At 70.5% G+C, this 19,542-nt stretch carries 15 protein-coding genes and 2 pseudogenes; 2 read left to right on the top strand and 15 right to left on the bottom strand.

Annotation, left to right across the window (positions count from 1 at the left end):
• Nucleotides 1-46: 46 nt before the first annotated feature.
• The 6 genes from OGH68_RS02180 to OGH68_RS02205 form a co-directional block, all read right to left on the bottom strand.
• Nucleotides 47-1,132 carry an aldose epimerase family protein gene (locus tag OGH68_RS02180; protein WP_264241594.1) on the bottom strand — a complete coding sequence of 362 codons (1,086 nt, stop codon included), beginning with the start codon at nt 1,130-1,132 and terminating at the stop codon, nt 47-49.
• A 56-nt stretch (nt 1,133-1,188) separates the two neighbouring features.
• A complete protein-coding gene (locus tag OGH68_RS02185; RefSeq protein WP_264241596.1) occupies nt 1,189-2,325 on the bottom strand; it encodes a LacI family DNA-binding transcriptional regulator in 1,137 nt (378 codons plus the stop codon).
• Nucleotides 2,326-2,436: 111 nt separating this feature from the next.
• Nucleotides 2,437-3,495, bottom strand: coding sequence for an ABC transporter permease (locus OGH68_RS02190; protein ID WP_264241598.1), 1,059 nt, complete (start codon nt 3,493-3,495; stop codon nt 2,437-2,439).
• Nucleotides 3,492-4,463: an ABC transporter permease gene (locus OGH68_RS02195; RefSeq protein WP_264241600.1), complete on the bottom strand. Its 972-nt coding sequence runs from the start codon at nt 4,461-4,463 to the stop codon at nt 3,492-3,494. The genes OGH68_RS02190 and OGH68_RS02195 overlap by 4 nt, the downstream gene beginning before the upstream one ends.
• Nucleotides 4,460-6,163 carry a sugar ABC transporter ATP-binding protein gene (locus OGH68_RS02200; protein ID WP_264241603.1) on the bottom strand — a complete coding sequence of 568 codons (1,704 nt, stop codon included), beginning with the start codon at nt 6,161-6,163 and terminating at the stop codon, nt 4,460-4,462. The genes OGH68_RS02195 and OGH68_RS02200 overlap by 4 nt, the downstream gene beginning before the upstream one ends.
• Before the next feature lie 343 nt (nt 6,164-6,506).
• Entirely contained in the window at nt 6,507-7,586 is a 1,080-nt protein-coding gene (locus tag OGH68_RS02205; RefSeq protein ID WP_264241605.1) for an ABC transporter substrate-binding protein, read from the bottom strand.
• A gap of 636 nt (nt 7,587-8,222) precedes the next feature.
• Between OGH68_RS02205 and OGH68_RS02210 the strand changes: the two genes are divergently transcribed.
• Complete coding sequence (locus OGH68_RS02210; protein ID WP_264241607.1) at nt 8,223-11,489, top strand: LamG-like jellyroll fold domain-containing protein; 3,267 nt, start codon at nt 8,223-8,225, stop codon at nt 11,487-11,489.
• A 139-nt stretch (nt 11,490-11,628) separates the two neighbouring features.
• Here the strand turns inward: OGH68_RS02210 and OGH68_RS02215 are convergent, their stop codons facing one another.
• Nucleotides 11,629-12,852 (bottom strand): PP2C family protein-serine/threonine phosphatase, encoded by a 1,224-nt coding sequence (locus tag OGH68_RS02215; protein ID WP_264249858.1) that lies wholly within the window; start codon nt 12,850-12,852, stop codon nt 11,629-11,631.
• Between the two features lie 656 nt (nt 12,853-13,508).
• Between OGH68_RS02215 and OGH68_RS02220 the strand changes: the two are divergent.
• Nucleotides 13,509-13,694: pseudogene (locus OGH68_RS02220) on the top strand (carboxymuconolactone decarboxylase family protein); the annotation flags it as partial.
• 163 nt (nt 13,695-13,857) lie between these two features.
• Here the strand turns inward: OGH68_RS02220 and OGH68_RS02225 are convergent.
• The 8 genes and pseudogenes from OGH68_RS02225 to OGH68_RS02260 all read right to left on the bottom strand — a co-directional run.
• Entirely contained in the window at nt 13,858-14,598 is a 741-nt protein-coding gene (locus OGH68_RS02225) for a cation transporter (protein WP_264241609.1), read from the bottom strand.
• Entirely contained in the window at nt 14,598-14,933 is a 336-nt protein-coding gene (locus OGH68_RS02230; RefSeq protein ID WP_264241611.1) for an ArsR/SmtB family transcription factor, read from the bottom strand. Before OGH68_RS02230 ends, OGH68_RS02225 begins: the two co-directional genes overlap by 1 nt.
• Nucleotides 14,934-15,046: 113 nt before the next feature.
• Entirely contained in the window at nt 15,047-15,361 is a 315-nt protein-coding gene (locus OGH68_RS02235) for a thioredoxin family protein (protein ID WP_264241613.1), read from the bottom strand.
• Nucleotides 15,362-15,597: 236 nt separating this feature from the next.
• Complete coding sequence (locus OGH68_RS02240) at nt 15,598-15,909, bottom strand: PRC-barrel domain-containing protein (RefSeq protein ID WP_264241615.1); 312 nt, start codon at nt 15,907-15,909, stop codon at nt 15,598-15,600.
• Complete coding sequence (locus tag OGH68_RS02245) at nt 15,896-16,282, bottom strand: hypothetical protein (RefSeq protein WP_264241618.1); 387 nt, start codon at nt 16,280-16,282, stop codon at nt 15,896-15,898. The genes OGH68_RS02240 and OGH68_RS02245 overlap by 14 nt, the downstream gene beginning before the upstream one ends.
• Complete coding sequence (locus OGH68_RS02250; RefSeq protein ID WP_264241619.1) at nt 16,279-17,508, bottom strand: Nramp family divalent metal transporter; 1,230 nt, start codon at nt 17,506-17,508, stop codon at nt 16,279-16,281. The genes OGH68_RS02245 and OGH68_RS02250 overlap by 4 nt, the downstream gene beginning before the upstream one ends.
• The gene (locus OGH68_RS02255) at nt 17,505-17,984 is read right to left on the bottom strand and encodes a hypothetical protein (protein WP_264241621.1); all 480 of its coding nucleotides are present in this window, start codon (nt 17,982-17,984) and stop codon (nt 17,505-17,507) included. The genes OGH68_RS02250 and OGH68_RS02255 overlap by 4 nt, the downstream gene beginning before the upstream one ends.
• A 190-nt stretch (nt 17,985-18,174) precedes the next feature.
• A pseudogene (locus tag OGH68_RS02260) lies at nt 18,175-19,308 on the bottom strand (SpoIIE family protein phosphatase); the annotation flags it as partial.
• Between the last annotated feature and the right edge of the window lie 234 nt (nt 19,309-19,542).

Genomic DNA, 19,542 nt, shown 5'->3' on the forward strand with positions numbered 1-19,542 from the left:
TGCCACGCGCCCCGCGCCGCCCCGCGCCGGGGTATCGGCAACGGTGCTACGCGCCGCGTCCCCCGGCCGCCAGATGCAGGAACCGGAACTCGGTGCGGCTGCGGAGGACCGCACCGGGGCGCAGCACGGTGCTCGGGTACGCGGGACGGTTGGGGGCGTCGGGGAAGTGCTGGGTCTCCAGGCAGACACCGCCGTGGCGCTCGAGACACCGGCCCGTGCCGTCCATGAGCGTGCCGTCGAGCTGGTTGGCGGTGTACACCTGCACACCGGGTTCCGTCGTCCACACCTCCATGACGCGGGCCGCGGCCGGAGCCGTGAGCCGCGCGGCACGCCGCAGGGTGCCGTCGCCGCCGCCGGGCAGGACCCAGCAGTGGTCATAGCCGCCGGCCTGGCGGATCTGCTCGTCCGCCGCCGCGACCCGCTCCGCGAGAAGGCCGGGTGAGCGCAGGTCGAAGGCCGTCCCGGTGACATCGGCGGCCGGACCGTGCGGGATGCCGTCGGCGGCGACCGGCAGATAGGCGGGAGCGTCGACCTCGAGGGTGTGGCCGAGCACGTCGCCGTCGCCGGCGAGGTTGAAGTAGGCGTGGTTGCTGACATTGACGACGGTCGGGCGGTCGGTCACCGCGGTGTGGTCGAGGATGAGGGTGCCCGCGGTGTCGAGGCGGTAGGTGGTGGTGATGTCGAGCGCCCCGGGGAAGCCCATGTCACCGTGCGGGCTGTGCAGCGCGAGCCGCACTGAGGCGCCGGTCGCGTCGACGTGCTGCGTGGCCTGCCAGACCTTGGTGTCGAAGCCTCCGGGGCCGCCGTGCAGGGCGTGGCCGCGGTCGTTGGCGGGCACCTGGTACGTCGTTCCGTCGAGGGTGAAACGGCCCAGGGCGATGCGGTTGGCGTAACGGCCGACGAGGGCGCCGAGGTAGGGGCTCTTCTCCGCGTACTGGTCAAGGGAGCCCAGGGAGAGGACGACGGAGGCGCCGGCGCCCGTGGTGTCGGGCACTTCGAGGGTGTGCAGGACGCCGCCGTAGGTGAGGATCTCGGCGTGGACGCCCGTACCGGACTCCAGCCGCCACAGGCCGACCTCCTCTCCGCTCGGGGTGGTGCCGAACGGCCGGTGGTGGACGCTGGGTCGCGGCATCATCAGTCCTTGTGGCATGCGGGGTCCGCGGGGAGTGCGGTCGTCGGAGAAGGGGTTCATGTGCGGGGGCCGGCCGGGCTGTCGCCGGTCTCCCGGGCATCGGTCGTGTCGTCGTCGCCGTGGTGCCGGCCGTCGGTCCGGTCATCGGTCCGGGCGGCGCCGGAGTCCTGGCCGTCGGCCCGCCCGCCGGCGCCGGTCGACTCCCGGACGATGAGGCGGTGTCCGGGCCTGATCCGCTGCGGCTCGGACAGCGGCTTTCCGGCGAGCCGGTCGACAAGCCGCTCGACGGCCAGTCGGGCGATCGCCTGTTTGTCGGGGGACACCGTGGTGAGGGTGACCGCGCCGTAGCGGCTCTCCTCGATGTCGTCGAAGCCGACCACGGCGACGTCCTCGGGGACCCTCAGGCCACGCTCGGTGAGGACGCGCATCGCTCCGACGGCGATCAGATCGTTGTAGGCGAACACGCCGTCGGGGCGTTCGCCGCGTTCCAGCAGCGTGGCCATGGCCGCGGCGCCGTCGGCACGGCCGTAGCCGTCGGTGGCGACGACCAGGCTCTCGTCCGGTTCGAGCCCGGCCGCGGCGACCTCCTCCCGCCAGCCCCGCAACCGCAGGTGTGCGGGGCGGCGTTCGCGGCTGGTACGTGAGCCCAGGAACGCGATCCGGCGGCGGCCGAGGTCCAGGAGATGGCGTACCGCGGTGCGCGCCGCGGCCACGTTGTCGATGGCGATCTGGTCGTAGGGCGCTTCGTACTCCCGCTCGCCGAGCAGCACCAGCGGGGACGTCTCCTGCCGGGCGAGCAGGTCCGCGTTCTCCAGGTGGATGGGGCTGAGGATGAGTCCGTCGATGACATGGGAACGGAACTCCTGGCAGACCAGGAGCTCCCGTTCGCGCAGGCCCGCCGTGTGGTCGACGAGGACCGTGTAGTCGTGCCGCGCCGCGGCGTCGATGACGGCGCCGGCCAGCTCGGCGAAGTAGGGGTTGCCGAGCTCGGGAACAGCGAAGGCGATGATGCCGGTGCGCCCCTTGCGCAGGTGGCGTGCGGTGAGATTCGGACGGTAACCGAGCTCGTCGATGGCCTGCTGCACCTTGGCGCGCATGTGGGGGGTGACGTGGGGATAGTTGTTCACCACGTTCGACACGGTCTTGATCGACACGCCCGCCCGCTGCGCGACATCCTTGAGGCTGACGCCCACGGTACTCCTTTTGCTCAACTCTGCTCGGCAGCGAGGGCCGGGCCCGGGGCTTCCCGGGTTCGGGGGGGTGCGCCGGGACCCCGGCGGCTTGCGCGCAGGGCTCCCGGCGGATCAGGCGGCTCTTCGACCGCGTGCCAGATACCGCTGCGCGACTACGACGAGGATAAGGAATCCGCCGCTGACCACAGACTGGTACGAGGAGTTGAGCGAGCCGATCTGGTTGATGAGGTTCTGGATCACCGCGAGCAGCAGCACCCCCCACAGCGTGCCGCTGACCGATCCGGCACCGCCGACCAGTAGCGTGCCGCCGATGACGACGGCGGCGATCGCATCGAGTTCCATGCCGACACCGATGATGGTGACGCCGGAGGACAGACGTGCCGCGTTGATCGCCCCGGCCAGGCCCGCCAGGAGCCCGCTGAGCAGATACACCATGATCTTGGCGCGGGCGACGGGCAGCCCCATCAGTGTCGCGGCGTCGCTGCTGCCCCCGACGGCGAACAGCGTCTGGCCGAACGAGGTGCGCTGCAGCACCAGGCCACCGGCGCCGAAGAGCACAAGGGCGATGAGGATCGGGTGGCCGAAGCCCCAGACGCTGCCCTGGCCCAGCTCCGCGAACGCCGAGTCCTTGGGCACCAGATAGGTGGTCGCGCCCTCGTCGGTGATGGCGAGGAGCAGTCCTCGGGCACCGAGCAGGGAGGCGAGCGTGACGATGAAGGGAGCCATGCCCGCCCGTGCGATGAGCACGCCGTTGAGCGCGCCGACAGCCCCGCACACCACGAGCGGTACCAGCAGTGCCGCAAGGATGCCGTACTGCGAGGCCCATGCGGCGAGGACTCCGCCGAGGGCGAAGACGGAGCCGACGGACAGGTCGATGCCGCCGGTGATGATCACCAGGGTCATGCCGAGGGCCACGACGGCGAGGAGGGACGCCTGCACGGTGACCCCGCGGGCGTTGTCGAGGGTGGCGAACGTGGGATAGACGAAGGAGGCGATCACGATGACGAGGAGCAGAACCGCGAGCACGCCCTGACGTTGGACGAGTGACGCGAGACGTTCTCTGCCGGGGACCCGGGCGGCGGGAACCTTGCCCGTGCCGCTACCGAGAGGGTCCGGCGCCGACGTGTCGGCCTTTCCGGGGGCGGCAGCCGCCGGTGAGGTGAGTTTCATCGGGATCGGCGCTCCCGTGCGACGTAGACGGCGACGACGATAATGGCCGCCTGGGCGATCTGGGCGGTGGAGTCGGGCAGGTCGTGCTTGATGAGCGTGGCGCGCAGGAGCTGCATCAGCAGTGCTCCGGCGACGGTGCCCAGCACGCGGATGGAACCCCCGCTGAGCGGGGTGCCGCCCACGACCACGGCTGTGATCGCGGACAGTTCCATGAGGTTGCCCAGCGAGGACGGATCGCTGGCGGTGAGCCGGGCGGTGGCGAGGATGCCGGCCAGAGCCGCGAGGACACCGCACAGGATGTAGACACCGGTCAGCACGCGTTTGACGGGCAGACCGGCCAGGGACGCGGCGGACCGGTTGCCGCCGATCGCGACGATCTGGCGTCCGAAGGTGGTCCGGTGGACGAGGAAGGCCACGGCAAGGGCCAGCACGGCGGCGATGAGGACGACCAGCGGAATGCCGAGGAGGCTTCCGGTGCCCAGCGACAGCAGATCGGGGTTGGTGATCTGCTTCAGCCGGCCGTCCGCCATGACGAGGGCGATGCCGCGTCCGCCGACGAAGAGGGCGAGGGTGGCGACGATGGGTTGGAGCCCGACCACGGACACCAGCGTGCCGTTCACCGCCCCGACCACCGCTCCGGCGAGAAGGGCGACGATCAGGGCGGGCACAAGCCCGTAGCCGAGGTAGAGCGGCAGCAGAGCCGCCGCCAGGGCCATGGCGGAGCCCACCGACAGGTCGACCCCTTCGGTGCCGATCACCAGCGCCATGCCGAGGGCCACGATGACGATCGGGGCCACCTGGATCAGCTGGGTGCGCAGGTTGTCGACGGTGAGGAAGTGTTCGGTGAAGACCGCGTTGAAGATCAGGAGTGCGGCGACAGCGGCGTACACGCCGTACTCCTGGAACCATGCGGGGCCGGGCAGCCGTGACGGGCCGCGTGTCGGCGCCGCGGCCGCCTGGGTGGTCATCGGAGGTCCTCCTTGCCGGCCGTGGCCCGGGTCGGGACGTGCGTGTCGGGGCGGGTGGTGCCGGCGGCGTCGGTGTCGGTGGCGCGGGCGGCGTCGGTGCCGGCGGCAGTGCGGGGGGTGCCGTCGTCGGTCGCGTGGCTGTCATCGGCGAGCGCGGCGAGCAGGGCCTCCTCGGTGACCTGATCGCCTGTCAGCTCACCGGCCGTCGCCCCGCTGCGCAGTACCACGATCCGGTCGGACCCTTCGATGAGTTCCTCGATGTCGGAGGAGATCAGCAGCACGGCGAGCCCTTCCTGGGCGAGCTCGTCGATCAGCGCCTGGACCTCGGCCTTGGCTCCGACGTCGATGCCGCGCGTGGGCTCGTCGAGCAGCAGCACCTTCGGCTCGAGACACAGCCACCGGGCGAGGAGGACCTTCTGCTGGTTCCCGCCGGAGAGTTCGCCGACCTTCTGCTCGGGGCTCGAGGCCTTGATGCGCAGCCGCTTCATGAAGATGTCGACGATGCGGTCCTGCTGTCCCCGCGAGACGATGCCCGCGCGCGAGAGCCTGGGCAGTGCGGCGAGCACGATGTTCTCGCGGACCGACAGGCCGGGCACGATGCCCTCGGCCTTGCGGTCCTCCGGGAGGAGGCTGATCCCGGCACGGATGGCGCGCGAGGAGGAGAGCCGGGCGAGGGGGATGCCGTCGATGCGGATCTCCCCCGCGTCGAGCGGAAGGGCACCGGCGAGCGCCTTCACGGTCTCGCTGCGGCCGGACCCCAGTAGGCCGCCGAGTCCGAGCACTTCACCTGGGTGGAGCTCCAGCGACACGTCGTGCAACTGGTGTCCGCGGGTCAGCCCGGTGGCGGTGAGGACGGGCTTGCGCGCGATGTCGTGGTCCTCCTCCCCGAAGCTCGTCACGCCGTGCCTGCGGACCTCGGACACCTCCCGTCCGAGCATCATGGACACCAGCCGCATGCGGTCCAGGTCGGCCAGGTCTCCGGTGTGGATGTGTTTGCCGTCGCGGAGCACGGTGACCCGGTCGCAGATGCGGTACAGCTCGTCCATGCGGTGGCTCACGTAGACGACTGCGATGCCCCGCCGTCGCAGGTCGTCGATGACCCGGAACAGGGTCTCGACCTCGCGCGGTTCGAGGGAGGAGGTGGGTTCGTCCATGATGACGACCTGCGCCTTGACGGACACCGCCCGGGCGAGCGCGACCATCTGCTGCGTGCCGATGCCCAGCGTGTGCAGGGGCCGGCGCGGATCGACGGTGACGCCGAACCCGTCCAGGAGGGCGGCCGCCTCGTGGTGCATGCGTGCGAAGTCGATCAGGTGCAGGCGGGTGCGTGGCTCGCGACCGAGGTAGATGTTGCGGGCCACGCTCATCAGCGGTACGAGGTTCACCTCCTGATAGATCGTGGAGATGCCGGCCTGCTGTGCCTCGAAGGGGCGGGTGAAGTGCACCGGCCGGCCCGACAGCAGCAACTCGCCGCCGTCCGGGCGGTGCACACCGGTGAGCACCTTGATCAGAGTCGACTTGCCCGCGCCGTTCTCGCCGACGAGTGCGTGCGTCTCACCCGCGCGCAGGGTGAACGAGACGTCGTCCAGGGCGGTCACGCCGGGGAAGCGTTTGCCGACGCCGCGAGCCTCCAGCACCGTCGGCGCGGCCGACGGCTGGATGCCGGTCGCCGCGGACGCTGCCGCTTCGGGGGGTGACATGAACGTGGCCTTCCGGAGATGGATCAGGTGAGAGGGGCCGGACCGCCAGGGCTGGAGAACACCGTGGCGCTCCGGAGGCATCCAGGGCCTTTGGAGCGGACCGGACCGGTCGAGCCGGCCGGATCGGGCCGGGGTACGCCCTGAAACGCGACCGCACCGGACCGAAACAGGAACTCGCCGCACAGGGACCGGATCAGGGACTCGCCGCACAGGGACCGGAGCAGGAACTCGTGGGGCTGCACCGGACCGGTATCAGGGGTCGGCCGGACGGGAGTCGCCCGGCCGGATCAGGAGCCGACCGGGCAGGACCCGCTCCCGACCCGGATCCGCAGTAGGCGCCCGTTCAGTACGCTCCGCCGAGAGACTCCGTGGCGTTGGACTCGTCGTAGGCGCGGTCGGCGATGATGACGTTCTCGGGGATCTCCTCGCCGGCGTAGAACTTCTGCACGGTGGCGAAGGCGAGCGGACCGAAGCGCGGGTTGGACTCGATGACGGCGTTGAGTTCCCCGTTGGCCAGTGCCTGGACGGCGTTGCGGGTGCCGTCGATGGAAACGATCTTGACGTCCTTGCCCGGCGCCCTGCCCGCGGCCTTCAGCGCGGTCACGGCGCCGAGGGCCATCTCGTCGTTCTCGGCGTAGACGGCGGTGATGTCGGGCTTGGACTGGATGAGCTGTTCCATGACCTGCTGGCCCTTGTCGCGGGCGAACTCGCCGGTCTGCTGGGCGACGATCTCCAACCCGGGGGCCTGGGACGCGACCTGGTCGACGAAGCCCTTCGTGCGGTCGGTGGTGACGCTGTTGCCGGAGGAGCCGAGGAGGATGGCGACCCTGCCCTTGCCGCCGGTGGCCTTGATCATCGCGTCGGCCGCGCGCTTGCCCTGCTCGACGAAGTCAGAGCCGAGGAAGGCCAGGTAGTCCTCGCAGGCTGTGGCGTTGACCTTGCGGTCGATGGTGAGGACGGGCACCTTCTTCGCTGCGGCTGCCTGGAACGCTGGCTCCAGTCCGTCGGAGTTGAGGGGCGCGACGATGAGGAACTGGGCGCCCTGGGCGAGCATGTCCTGAATGTCGCTGATCTGCTTGGACAGTTGCGACTGCGCGTTGGTGGTGAGGAGCTTCTTCACGCCGACCTTGGCGGCCTCGTCCTTGATGGACTGTGTCTCGGCGATACGGAACGGATTGGCCTCCTTCTCCGACTGGGAGAAGCCGACGATCGCGTTCTTCAGGTCGAGCTTCGGAGCACCGTAGGTCTCCAGCGTGCAGCCGGGGCCCGAGGATGCCGCGGGTGTCTGGACCGCCTGGGCCGCCTGGCTGCTGTCGCCGCCGGCGTTGTTCGGCGTCTCCGACTTCGCGCACCCGGAGAGAGCCAGCGTGGCGGCGACAAGACAGGCGACGGCGAACGTGCGGGATCTCTGCGGAAGGGTCATGTGGAGACACTCCTTGGCGGGACAGCACCGCCGAGTGGCGTGCGGTCGGGCGGGGTGAGTAGGCGGAGCCGGCCTGCCGCGGATGGCCGACAGGCTTGACCCGTACGGTTGCTGACCTGGGAAAAGGCGAGCGCGAAGCACCTCTTGAGCAGTCGGCGACTCCGGCTTTACAACGTTATAGTGCCGTCGGCGCGTGCACGGCAAGAGCCCGGCGCGACGTTCCCCGCACACACCCGGCGCGGTGATCCGCCCACGGCGGAGGACGTCATGACAACGAAGTCAAACGGTGTGCGCGGGGTCTGGACAGCCGCCGAACGGCGTGCTGTCATTCCGCTGCACATAGTTTCCAACGTTGGAACGACTACTGGCCGTTGGGTCCGGCGTCGTGGTCGGCCCCTGTGCCGGCCGTCGCGGCGGTCCGGCTCCGGGCCGTTGCCGAACGGCCCGGGGCGCCGCCGTACGGCATCCGTGTCGCGCGACGCACGAGACGGTGCGCCCTTCACGCGACGGTGCGGCACCCCGCCACGGCACCACCCCGCCCGCACACGGCGGCCACGCCACCTCACCGCGTGCTCGCCACCGTCCCCGCAGGTCACCGCTCAGGCTTCCGATCCCCTCTCTACGAGGAAAGATTCGATGACAAGAAGACTCACCCGCCCCCGAAACCGCATGTGGGCGCTGCTGACCGCGGCGGCCCTGGTGCTGCCGATGAGCAGCCTGGTCCCCACCGCCTCGGCCGCCGAGCCGACCAGCAGCACCTCCACGTCCGCCGCAGAGAACGCCCCGATCGAGGTGCACGGCCTGAAGGGCGAGTACTTCAGCATGTCGGCGCCGGGGGCCCGGGACTTCGCCGAGCTCGGTGGCACATCGCTCGATCCGCAGATCAACTTCTCCGGCCTGACCAGCACCTTCGAAACACTGACCGGAAGCTCCGAGCACACGACCGCCCGCTGGACGGGCCGGATCGAGGTGCCGGCGACCGATGACTACACGTTCTACGCCATCGGCGACAACGGCTTCCGGCTCTTCATCGACGGCGAGCCGGTCATCGACCACTGGGAGCCCGACTGGGACAGGGAGCAGACCAGCGCGCCGGTCCGGCTGACCGCCGGTGAGAAGCACGACTTCCGTCTGGAGATGTTCCAGGACTTCGGCGGGGCGAACATGTTCCTGCGCTGGTCGAGCCCCACGAATCCCAAGCAGCTGGTGCCCGAGTCGGCCTTCACTCCGCCGACCGACTTCGAGGTCTACCCGGTGGAGCTGTCCGTCGCCGAGGACGGCCGGAGCCTGCGCGCCAGGTTCGAGAACGAGGTCGGCGGCATCCGCGGGGTCGAGGACCATCTGACAATCGAGGCCGACACGACGGCCATGCCGGTCAAGTCCGTCGCCGTCGCCCCGGACGACCCGACCTCACTGCTCGTCACCCTCGCGGAGCCCATCCAGAAGAACCAGCAGGTCCGCGTCACCTACGACGGGAACGGCGGCCTCAAGGCCGGTGACGAGACCGTGCCGCAGATCATCCGCTCGGCGCGGAACGCCTCCACCCACCGGCTCACCACGAAGTGGGGCGACAAGCTCGACCCGAAGAATCCGCTGCCGGAGTACCCGCGCCCGCAGCAGGTCCGCGCCAAGTGGCAGAACCTCAACGGACCCTGGCAGTTCAGCGGTGCCGAAGCGGGTGAACGGCCGGTCTTCGGCAAGGACCTCGACGAGAAGATCATCGTGCCGTTCCCGGTCGAGTCCCAGCTCTCCGGGCTCGAGCGGCACGAGGACCACATGTTCTACCGCAAGCTCGTGAACGTGCCGAAGAACTGGAAGGTCGGCGAGGGCAACCGTCTGAAGCTCAACTTCGGCGCTGTCGACTACAAGGCCCGTGTCTGGGTCAACGGCAAGCAGGTCGCCGACCACACCGGCGGCTACAACGCCTTCAGCGCGGACGTCACGGACGCGCTCAAGGGCAGCGGCCCGCAGGAGGTCGTGGTCGCGGTCACCGACACCGGCGGGGCGAACCAGCCGATGGGCAAGCAGTCGACCCGGCCCGGCGGTATCTTCTACACCCAGTCGTCCGGCATCTGGCAGACGGTCTGGATGGAACCCGTCGCCGACGCCTCCATCGACAACGTCGTCACCACGCCCGACATCGATACCGGCAGCCTGGCGGTGACGGTCGAGTCCGACGACGCCTCGGCGGACGCCCGTGCCGAGGCCGTCGCCCGTGACGCGGACGGAAAGGTCGTCGGCAAGGTCAGCGGCCCGGCCAACAGCGAGCTTCGCCTGCCCGTGACCGGGCAGCACCTGTGGAGCCCGGACGACCCGTACCTCTACGACCTCGACGTCAAGCTGACCGACGGCCGGTCGACCGACAAGGTCGACAGCTACTTCGGCATGCGGAAGATCGGGATCGAGAACGTCGGCGGCTATCCGAAGCTGGTCCTCAACGACAAGCCGGTGTTCTCCCTCGCCACCCTCGACCAGGGCTTCTGGCCCGACGGTCTGTACACCCAGCCCAGCGACAAGGCCCTCGCGTTCGACCTGGAGGCGCACAAGAAGCTCGGCTTCAACGCCGTCCGCAAGCACATCAAGGTGGAGTCGCCCCGCTGGTTCTACCACGCGGACAGGCTCGGCCTGCTGGTCTGGCAGGACTTCGTCTCGGGGAACCTCACCAACGAGACGGGCCAAAAGGCCTTCGTCGACCAGGGCCGGGAGATGATGCGGCAGCACCACAACTCGCCGTCCGTCATCGGCTGGATCGTGTTCAACGAGGGCTGGGGCGAGTGGGACCGCGAGGAGAGCGGCCGCATCGCCGAGTCGGTCAAGGCCGCCGACCCGTCCCGTGTCGTCAACGCCCACAGCGGTGTCAACTGCTGCAACTCCAAGGGTGACTCGGGCAAGGGCGACATCATCGACCACCACGACTACAACAACACCGACCCGGCCTTCCCCGACGGGACACGCGCCGCCATGGACGGCGAGCACGGAGGATTCACCCTCCGCACCCCGGGCCACATGTGGCCGGGCGCGCCGACCGTTATCTACAGCGGTGTCGCCGACAAGGAGGCCCTGACCCGCAAGTACGTCGAGAACACCGAGAGGTTCTACCTCGAGGCCGCCGGTGCCGAGCTCTCCGGCTCGGTGTACACACAGATCTCCGACCTGGAGAACGAACTCAACGGTCTCTACACGTACGACCGCCGCGAGATCAAGGTCGACCCGGTCAGGGTCCGCGAGGTCAACCGGAAGGTCATCGCGGCCGGTGCGGCCGCCGGTGAGCGGGAAGCGCTGAAGGGCGGCGGTTCCTGGTCCCTCGACGAGGGCAAGGGCACCACCGCGCGGGACGAGGGCCCCAACGACAAGCCCCTGCGGCTGACCGAGGGCACCACCTGGACGCCCGGCGTCAGTGGCAGCGCGCTGAGGTTCGACGGCCAGGGCAACTACGCCGAGACCGACGGCCCGGTGCTCGACACCACCCAGAGCTACTCGGTCTCCGCCTGGGTCACCCTCGACTCGCTGCCCGGCAACTACGCCACCGCGGTCAGCCAGGACGGACGCCGCCAGGAGAACCCGTTCTATCTGCAGTACGGTCAGGGTGCGTTCGCCTTCAGCACGCCCGGCGGCAACCGTGCCCGCGTCGAGACCGCACCCGAGATTGGACGCTGGTACCACCTCGTGGGCGTGCGGGACGCGGCGGGCAACGACATCAAGCTGTACCTCGACGGCCGGCTCGTCGCGACCACCGCCGCCGGCCCGGCCGACGTCAGCACCGGCCCGCTCGCCGTCGGCCGCGCCCGGTGGAGCGGCCGACACGTCGACTTCTGGCACGGCGCGATCGACCAGGTCCACGCCTACGACAAGGCGCTCTCCGCCGAGGAGGTGAGCGCGCTCCACACCCAGGAGAAGCCGTAGTTCCGAGCGGTATGTCCGGGACCCCCGGCGAGCAGGGCCACTGCCCTGCTCGCCGGGGGTTCTCACGGTCCGTGCCGAGTGGGGCCGGCCCCCTGAGCGGGTGTGCCGGTCAGTCGGCGGCGTGAGCGCCTGCCGTTTTTCAGCTGTCGGCCAGGGGGACGCCGGCCAGGGATGCGGTCTCGCGGGTGCTGAAGGTGTGGGGGCCGTGCCATTCGCACAGCACGATCGTGGCGTCGTCCTGAAGCCGGCGGTTGTGATGGTTCAGATGGGCGCGCATCAGGCGGCGCAGGGTTTCCGGTACGGGGAGTCCGTCGGTGTGCTGGCGGAGCAGGAAGTCGGTGAAGGCGGTGAGTCCGAATTCCTGGCCGCGTGTGCGTGCTTCGGTGATGCCGTCGGTGTAGAGGACGAGGCGGTCGCCGGGCTGCAGCTGCTCCTGGCGCAGGACGGCGGGCAGGCCGAGGTCCGTGCCCATGGGATGGGCGGGCGGGCAGTCCAGCAGCCTCGTCGAGCGCCCGCCGTGGATGAGCACAGGTGGGTGGTGGCCGCGATTGGTCCAGGTGAGCACGCCGGTGGTGGTGTCGAGGTCGGCGAGGATGCCGGTGACGTAGCGGTCGGCGCCGAACTGCTGGAGCATTTCCTGTTCGATGGCGTCGCCGAGGTCGGCGAGGCCGGTTCCCTCTCTGCGGCGGTTGCGGCAGGCGCCGATGGCGAGGTTGGCGGTCAGACCGGCGGCGGTGTCGTGTCCCATGGCGTCGAAGAGGGACAGATGGACGACGTCGCCCGCGGTGGCGTAGTCGTATGCGTCGCCGCTGATCTGGTAGGCCGGTTCCATCCCCGCCGCGATGGTGACGCGGCCGTCGGCGTAGGTGCGCGGCGGCATCAGCTGCCACTGCATCTCGGCGGCCACGTTCATCGGCCCGCTCCGGATGAGGCGGGCGTAGGTGTCGCTGAGGTTTCGCCTGCCGACGACCAGCATCGCCACCAGCGACGACAGGGACAGCATGGCGTCCCGCATGTCCTCGTCGTCCGCCGGGCCGGCCAGGTGCAGGAGGCCGAGCCGCTCCGTGCCGTCCAGCAGCGGCACCCACCAGGAGTGCGGCCTCTTGCCGGTCGGGGTGATACTGCCGTACTGGTAGGCCCGCCCGGCGACGCTGCCCTCGACGGGCACCTCCGCGGGGTGCCCCTCGGGCGCGGGTGCCGCGTATTTGCCCGCGCCGGTGAACAGGCGCAGCACGTCGCGCTGCAGATCCGCCAGGTAGATCAGCACGTCGCTGAATCCGGCTGTCGCCGCATGGTCGCCGACTCGTGCGGGCAGCTCCTCGAAGGACATGACATGGCTGTCGGTGAGCAGCCCGCTCAACATCCGCCGCACACTGCGGTCCCGGTACGACACCACAGCACCTCATCCCGAAGCCCGGTCCAGCCGGAAACCGTCCAGGTCCCGGCTCCTCCCTCCAACTTTTCCACGGGAGCCGGGGCGCCGCTCGAAGCAGCTGCCGCACAGTGGCATTCGCGGCTAGCGAGGGCCGCCGACGGCCTGCTCGTAGCGGAACAGGCCGGCGGGGTCGTCCTGCCCGCTCGACGGCGACCAGGCGGTCGTAGTTGGCTCCGTAGTAGGCGTGCTGCCACGTAGGCCGAGCAGGTGAGCAGGCGGCGCGGGAGCATGTGGTGGGCCGCACGGGTCTGTTCCAGGAGGGCACGCACCTCGGCGGGCGGGGTGCCCGGCTTCCAGTGGGTGCCGATGTCGATCACACGGTGGCCGCTGTCGCCGACGTTCAGCGCTCGCAAGCGGATCACGAGACCGGGGGCGGAGGCCCTCGACGGTGGGCCGGACCCCACGATGACGCCGTCCCGGGACAGTCCCCCACTGTGACGCCTCGACATGATCACGTTTCAGCGACGGTCGGGCACACCTGTCGCCCCGGGCCCGTGAGGAGGGGTCCCGGGTGTCAGCGGCGCAGGGCGGTCTCCCGCTGCATGTGCGACAGCTTCTCGGGATTGCGTACGGCGCAGAGCCCGGGCACCCGGCTCGCCGACGCCCACCAGGGCGTGTCCGACGAAACCCGGGCCCAGGTGCGCAAGCACTACGACGACGACCAGATCGCCGCGCTGGTCGCCCTGGTGGCCCTGATCGACGCGGCCAACCGGCTCGCCGTGATCGTGCACCAGCAGGGCGGCTCGTACGAGCCCGGCATGTTCGCCGCGCGTTCGACTGACGCGCGTACGGACGGCCCGGGCCCGCGTGTGTACGGCCGGGGTGCCAGGTGGGCAGCGTGTGTACCTTCGGCGCGTACCGCTCCCGGTGGGCGGCCCAGCCGGCCTGCGCCACGACGCCGCCGGGAGCCCCACGGCCCCGCTGGTCAAGTGCTCAACGATGCGGGTGCGTCGACGGTGCCGGTGGCGTCACCGGGCAGCAGTCGCAGCCGGGACCGCAGCCGCAGGTGTCGGCCTCGGCGGCGGGCGAGGGTGAGGGAGCGGTCGGGACGGGGCCGCAGCAGGTGTCGCCGAGCCAGGCGTCCCGGCCTTCCTTGACGGCGACGGCGGCGATGACGAGGGCGGCGATCGGGTCCGCCCAGGACCAGCCGAGCAGCAGGTTGGCCAGCAGGCCGGCCAGCAGCACCGCGGAGAGGTAGGTGCACAGGAGGGTCTGCTTGGAGTCGGCGACGGCGGTGGCGGAGCCGAGCTCACGGCCGGCCTTGCGCTGGGCGGCCGACAGGAAGGGCATGACCGCCAGAGAGAGGGCCGCGAGCATGATGCCGGGGACGGAGTGGTCCGCCTCGCCGGTGCCGGTCAGGGCGCGGACGGAGTCGACGGTGACGAAGGCGGCGAGTGCGAAGAACGAGACCGCGATGATCCGCAGGGCGGTCTTCTCGCGGGCGGCGTGGTCGGTGGCGGAGAACTGCCAGGCGACCGCAGCGGCGGAGGAGACCTCGACGACGGAGTCCAGGCCGAAGCCGATCAGTGCGGTGGAGGAGGCATGGACTCCGGCGGTGATGGCGACGATCGCCTCGACGACGTTGTACGTGATCGTGGCGGCGACCAGCAGCCGTATCCGCCGTGCCAGAGCGTCGCGGCGTGCCGGGCTCGGGCCGACGGCTATGGACGCCATCAGCAGCAGCCCTTCGTCCCGGCGTCGACGCAGGTGCGGTCGGCCTCGACGGCGACGACGGCGGTGCGGAGGTCGTCGAGGGCGTGTCCGAGGCGGGGGTCGCTGAGTTCGTAGCGGGTGCGGCGCCCGTCGGGGACTGCGACGACCAGGCCGCAGTCGCGAAGGCAGGCCAGGTGGTTCGACAGCCGGGTCCGTGAGACGCCGATCTGCTCGGCGAGGTCGGACGGGTAGGCAGGAGCGTCCCGCAGGGCCAGCAGCAGCCGGCAGCGGATCGGGTCGGCGAGGGCCCGGCCGAAGCGCGCGAGCACCTCGACCTCCGGGGCGATGGTCAGCACCTGGAAGACGGTACAAGAAATCCTGAATTCAGGAAACCATGGACTATTGCGGGTGGTCGGCGGCGGGGGCTCCGGTGCGGGTGCTGCCGGCCGGCCGTTCCCGCCGGAGTGCTTCAGGCCAGAACGTGGCGCAACTCTTCGACGGCCGGCGCCCCGTCGGTGGTGCCGTCTGCATGGCGGTAGAGCCGGCAGGACGTGCTCGGCACGGCTCCCTCCTGCGCGAACGGGTCGATGCCGTCCAGCAGGAGGGTGGGCGAGCCTGTCATCCCCTGCCGGATGACCTCCTCCGTGTCATGCACCTCGACCCATTCCGCTGTCACCGCCCGGCCTTCGAGAGCCGCGGCGAACCGCTCGCGGAGGAGCAGGGCGTTCGGGCAGTCGGGCACGGCCAGTACCGCGATGCGTCCCCTCGTCTCCTGCCGGTTCATGCGGACCTCTTCCGGCCTCCGGTTCTCCGTGCTGTGTCCTCACGGTGGACCTTCCAGTACGGGGGAAGACCGGCCGACCTCTCCTCGAGGACATCGCCCGTCCGGTTCGACGGACGCCGCACGTCCGACGCGCCGACCGCGATCACGTCAGCGGCGACGCAGTACGAGCCAGGCCAGGACGCCGACCAGGGCCAGGTACTCCAACCAGGCGAACAGGACGGCCAGTCCTTCCGTGGTCACGAGCCGTCCCGCTCCGCGTCGGGGCGAACCACGAGGCGCCGCTGCCCGAAGGAGACGATCTGTCCCCAGGGGATCGGCCGGTTCCTGCGCCCGAGCCGGCGCGCCAGCACGGCCAGCAGCCGAGGCCCCTGGACAGCTTCGTCGGCGTAACCCAGCCGGTACGACAAGGCCATCGGGCCGACGACGACCGCATCGATACGCCAGGCCGCGTCTCGCCCGAAGCGGGCGAGACGGATGTCGTGCACCCGGCCGAGTCGGCGGCCGTCGGTGTCGACCGCTTCCGCGCCGAGCAGATCAGTCGCTTTCACGCATCCCTCCCGGAATCCGTTCGATCAGCCTGTGGCGCAGCCACCGCTCCACGGCCGTCAACGAGGGGAAGGCGTCGGCGGGGGACGCCAGCCGCACCACGGTTCCGATCTCGTCGATCGCAGCCACCGGGATCTCGATGGGGCCCTGGCGTCCGGAGAGCCGTTCGGCCAGGCGCATCCACCACCACCCCGTCCTGCCTCCGAGGCGGGCCGCGAAGGCTCGTTGGCCGATGAGCACCGCTGCGAGGACGGGCGGCTCGTGCTCGTCCCCCTCGGTGAAGAGAAGATCGTCGACCTTCCCCAGCGAGACGCCCTTGCTGTCGACGACCTGGCGGTCGAGGAGTTGCAGGCCGGCATCCAGGTATTCGGTCATAGTCCTGCCTTGGTAGCGATCAGCAAGGGCAGCGCAGCCACCGCTCCGGCCAGCACGATGACGAGGTAGACGACGCCGACCGCGTTGGCCAGGCGTCCGTTGACCCGGTCGCCCACGTACCGGCGGTCGTTGGCGATCACCAGGATCGGCAGATAGGTCACCGGCAGGACGGCAGCGCCCAGGTAGACGGCGTAGATCGTGATCGTGACCGGGTTGACCGTGGTCAGCGCCACTGCCACCGCGGCGAGCAGGGTGACCAGCAGCAGGGTGTGGAAGCGGCCGGCGTCGGCCGGACGGGCGGTCTTGCCCCAGGTCCAGCCGAAGTGGTGGGCGACGGTGTAGCCGGACGACAGCAGTGTTTCGATGGTCGAGCCGAAGACCGCGGCCACGATGCCGAGGAGAGCCAGCGCGAATCCGACCTTCCCCAACGCCAGGACGACGGGCAGGACGGTCTGGCTGAGGTTCTCCACCTGGATGCCGGCGGGCTGCAGTACCTGGTGGGCGACGACCTGGATGCCGATGGCGAGGATGCCGCCGATCGGATATCCGACCCAGCAGTTCATCCGCACCTCCGTGAGGTTGCGGGCCCGCCAGCGGTGCTCGACGGCCGCGGAGGAGAAGAAGAACACCTCGTACGGCGTCATCTGCGCGCCCAGCATCACCAGCGCGTAGAAGAAGTACGTGGGCAGTCCCTCACCGAACGGCAGGCTCGGACGGGTGACGTCGTGCAGCATCTGTCCCCAGTCGGGGCCCAACTGCCAGACGGCCACGACGAACACGAACAGCGCCATGCCGGCGAGCCCGTAGACGCGCTCCATCATCTCGAAGGGCACCCGCCAGATCACCAGCCACGCCAGGAACGCCACCGGCGGCACCCACAGCAGGTAGTGCACGTCCGTGAGCAGTTCGATCGCCAGCGCGATACCGCACAACTCCGCGACCAGGGCAATCGCGTTGACGAGATAGGAGACCACCACGGCGGCCAGCCCCACCCGGGCGCCCATGCGCTCGCGGATCAGGTCGAAGACGGTCCTGCCCGTCACCACGGCGACCCGGCCGGCCATCTCCGAGTACAGGGCCACACCGATCACCGCGACGACGGTGACCCACACCAGAGCAAGCCCGAACCGGGCCCCGATCAGGGCGTCGGTGATGAGATCACCGATGTCGATGAACCCGCCGATCGCGGTGAAGACACCGAGCGCCAGGCTGAGAATCTTCTTCACGTGGGCCGCAGCCCTTCCAGCCGCTTCAGCCGAGCGGCAAGACGGGGCAACGGCTCGGCAAGACGCGCCAGTTCCTCGAAGCGCCCTTCACGGGCGACGATCCGCAGTCCGGCCAGCGCGGTCCGGCAGTCCTCCAGCAGAGAGACGACCCGGCTTCGTAACGCCGTGCTGCGCGTGGTGGGCGGCTGCACCGACCCGATGTGCGTCGCGATGGAGGTCAAGGCCGTCTCCGCGTCCGACAGAGCCCTGGCCGTGTACGGTCCGGGAGCCTTGCCGTCCTCGGCCGCCTCGACGACCAGGCGGGCGGTCTGCACCGCCGAGCCCGCCGACTCCGCCGTATTGGCGACCTTCTCCTCGTAGTCCGTCTGCGACCACGAAGCGCCCACACACGCGCTCAGCGCCACCAGCAGAACCAGGACGACGCAGGCCGGCCGCACTGCGCGCCGGACGTGCGACCGGCCGGCCCGCACCGTCATCGGGCCGGCACCGTCATGTCGTGCCGGGGGTCGCGCATGTCCTGGAGTCCCATACGCCGCAGACCGTAGCCGTCGGCACCGCTCCACGGGGTCCGCCTCGCCGACGCGCGGCCGGAGCTCACCCAACAACCGGACAGGCGGCTCGACCGTCGGCGGGACGCGTCGTCTCGCGTACCCGGCGGGAGGCCGCTCACGGTGTTCGCGGCAGTACCCGTTCCGTCCAGATGACCTTGCCGTACGGGGTGTAGCGGGTCCCCCAGCGCTCGGTGAGCTGGGCGACGAGGAACAGGCCGCGTCCGCCCTCGTCCTCGCTGCGGGCACGGCGCAGCCGGGGCGACGTGCTGCTGCCGTCGGAGATCTCGCAGATCAACGCGCGGTCGCGCAGGAGGCGCAGTTGCACCGGTCCGGTGGCGTACCGGATGGCGTTGGTGACCAGTTCGCTGACGACGAGTTCGGTGGTGAAGGCCAGGTCCTCCAGGCCCCAGGCCGCCAGCTGCTCGGTGACCGCCGCCCGGTAGCGCGAGACGACCGCCGGGTCGCTGGGCACGTCCCACTGCGCGACCTGATCGGGTCCCAGCACGCGTGTGCGGGCGACGAGCAGGGCCACGTCGTCGATCGGGCGGGCGGCAGCGTGTCGAGGACCGCCTCGCAGGTGCCTCCGGGTCCGGGCCGGCGCGCTCCAGGACGGTGCGCAGCTGCTCCATGCCGCTGTCGATGTCCCGTACCCGGTCCTCGAGCAGACCATCGGTGTACAACACGAGCCGGCTGCCCTCGGCCAGCTCCAGCTCGAAGGTCTCGAAGGGCACGCCGCCGAGTCCCAGCGGCAGCCCGGGGGGCAGGTCGACGAACTCCACCGTGCCGTCGGGAGCGACGATCGCGGGGCTGGGGTGCCCTGCGCGGGTGAGGGTGCAGCGCCGCGACACCGGGTCGTAGACGGCGTAGAGACACGTGGCTCCGACAATGCCGGACTCGGGGTGTTCTCCGCCGCCCAGCCCTCGCCCCGGTCGAGCCGGCCGACCAGGTCGTCGAGGCGGGTGAGGAGGTCCTCGGGCGGCAGGTCGAGGGAGCAGAAGTTGTGCACGGCGGTGCGCAGTCGGCCCATGGTGGCGGCGGCGTGCAGTCCGTGGCCGACGACGTCGCCGACGACCAGCGCCACGCGAGCGCCGGACAGCGGGATGACGTCGAACCGGTCGCCGCCCACCCCGGCCTGGGCGGGCAGGTAGCGGTAGGCGACCTCGACGGCGCTCTGTTCGGGGCTGCCCCGGGGCAGCAGGCTGCGCTGCAGCGCCAGGGCGGTGTTGTGCTCACGGGTGTAACGGCGGGCGACTGCACGTCGTCGAGCCTCTCGCGCAGCAGCCGGTCGCCGCCGATCCGCTGCACCATGCGGCCCTGCGCGTCGCAGAGCGCGATGGTCATGCCCACATCGGAGAGGGAGGTGGTCAGCTGCTGAAGGACAAGGGCTGCCGCCCGCAGAAAACGATCGTCCAGGGCCAGATCAGGGGTGTACGGAATCAGCAGATGGTGCGGTTGGAGCCCGATGGACTGGCACCGCCTCCAG

This window comes from Streptomyces peucetius (assembly GCF_025854275.1).
GTDB classification, from domain to species: Bacteria; Actinomycetota; Actinomycetes; order Streptomycetales; family Streptomycetaceae; genus Streptomyces; species Streptomyces peucetius_A.

Bases quoted from the DNA above. Each gene is read 5' to 3' on its own strand.
- OGH68_RS02180 (WP_264241594.1), bottom strand. From the start codon at position 1,132: ATGCCGCGACCCAGCGTCCACCACCGGCCGTTCGGCACCACCCCGAGC.
- OGH68_RS02190 (WP_264241598.1), bottom strand. From the start codon at position 3,495: ATGAAACTCACCTCACCGGCGGCTGCCGCCCCCGGAAAGGCCGACACG.
- OGH68_RS02195 (WP_264241600.1), bottom strand. From the start codon at position 4,463: ATGACCACCCAGGCGGCCGCGGCGCCGACACGCGGCCCGTCACGGCTG.
- OGH68_RS02200 (WP_264241603.1), bottom strand. From the start codon at position 6,163: ATGTCACCCCCCGAAGCGGCAGCGTCCGCGGCGACCGGCATCCAGCCG.
- OGH68_RS02205 (WP_264241605.1), bottom strand. From the start codon at position 7,586: ATGACCCTTCCGCAGAGATCCCGCACGTTCGCCGTCGCCTGTCTTGTC.
- OGH68_RS02210 (WP_264241607.1), top strand. From the start codon at position 8,223: ATGACAAGAAGACTCACCCGCCCCCGAAACCGCATGTGGGCGCTGCTG.
- OGH68_RS02215 (WP_264249858.1), bottom strand. From the start codon at position 12,852: ATGTTGAGCGGGCTGCTCACCGACAGCCATGTCATGTCCTTCGAGGAG.
- OGH68_RS02225 (WP_264241609.1), bottom strand. From the start codon at position 14,598: ATGGCGTCCATAGCCGTCGGCCCGAGCCCGGCACGCCGCGACGCTCTG.
- OGH68_RS02235 (WP_264241613.1), bottom strand. From the start codon at position 15,361: ATGAACCGGCAGGAGACGAGGGGACGCATCGCGGTACTGGCCGTGCCC.
- OGH68_RS02245 (WP_264241618.1), bottom strand. From the start codon at position 16,282: ATGACCGAATACCTGGATGCCGGCCTGCAACTCCTCGACCGCCAGGTC.
- OGH68_RS02255 (WP_264241621.1), bottom strand. From the start codon at position 17,984: ATGACGGTGCGGGCCGGCCGGTCGCACGTCCGGCGCGCAGTGCGGCCG.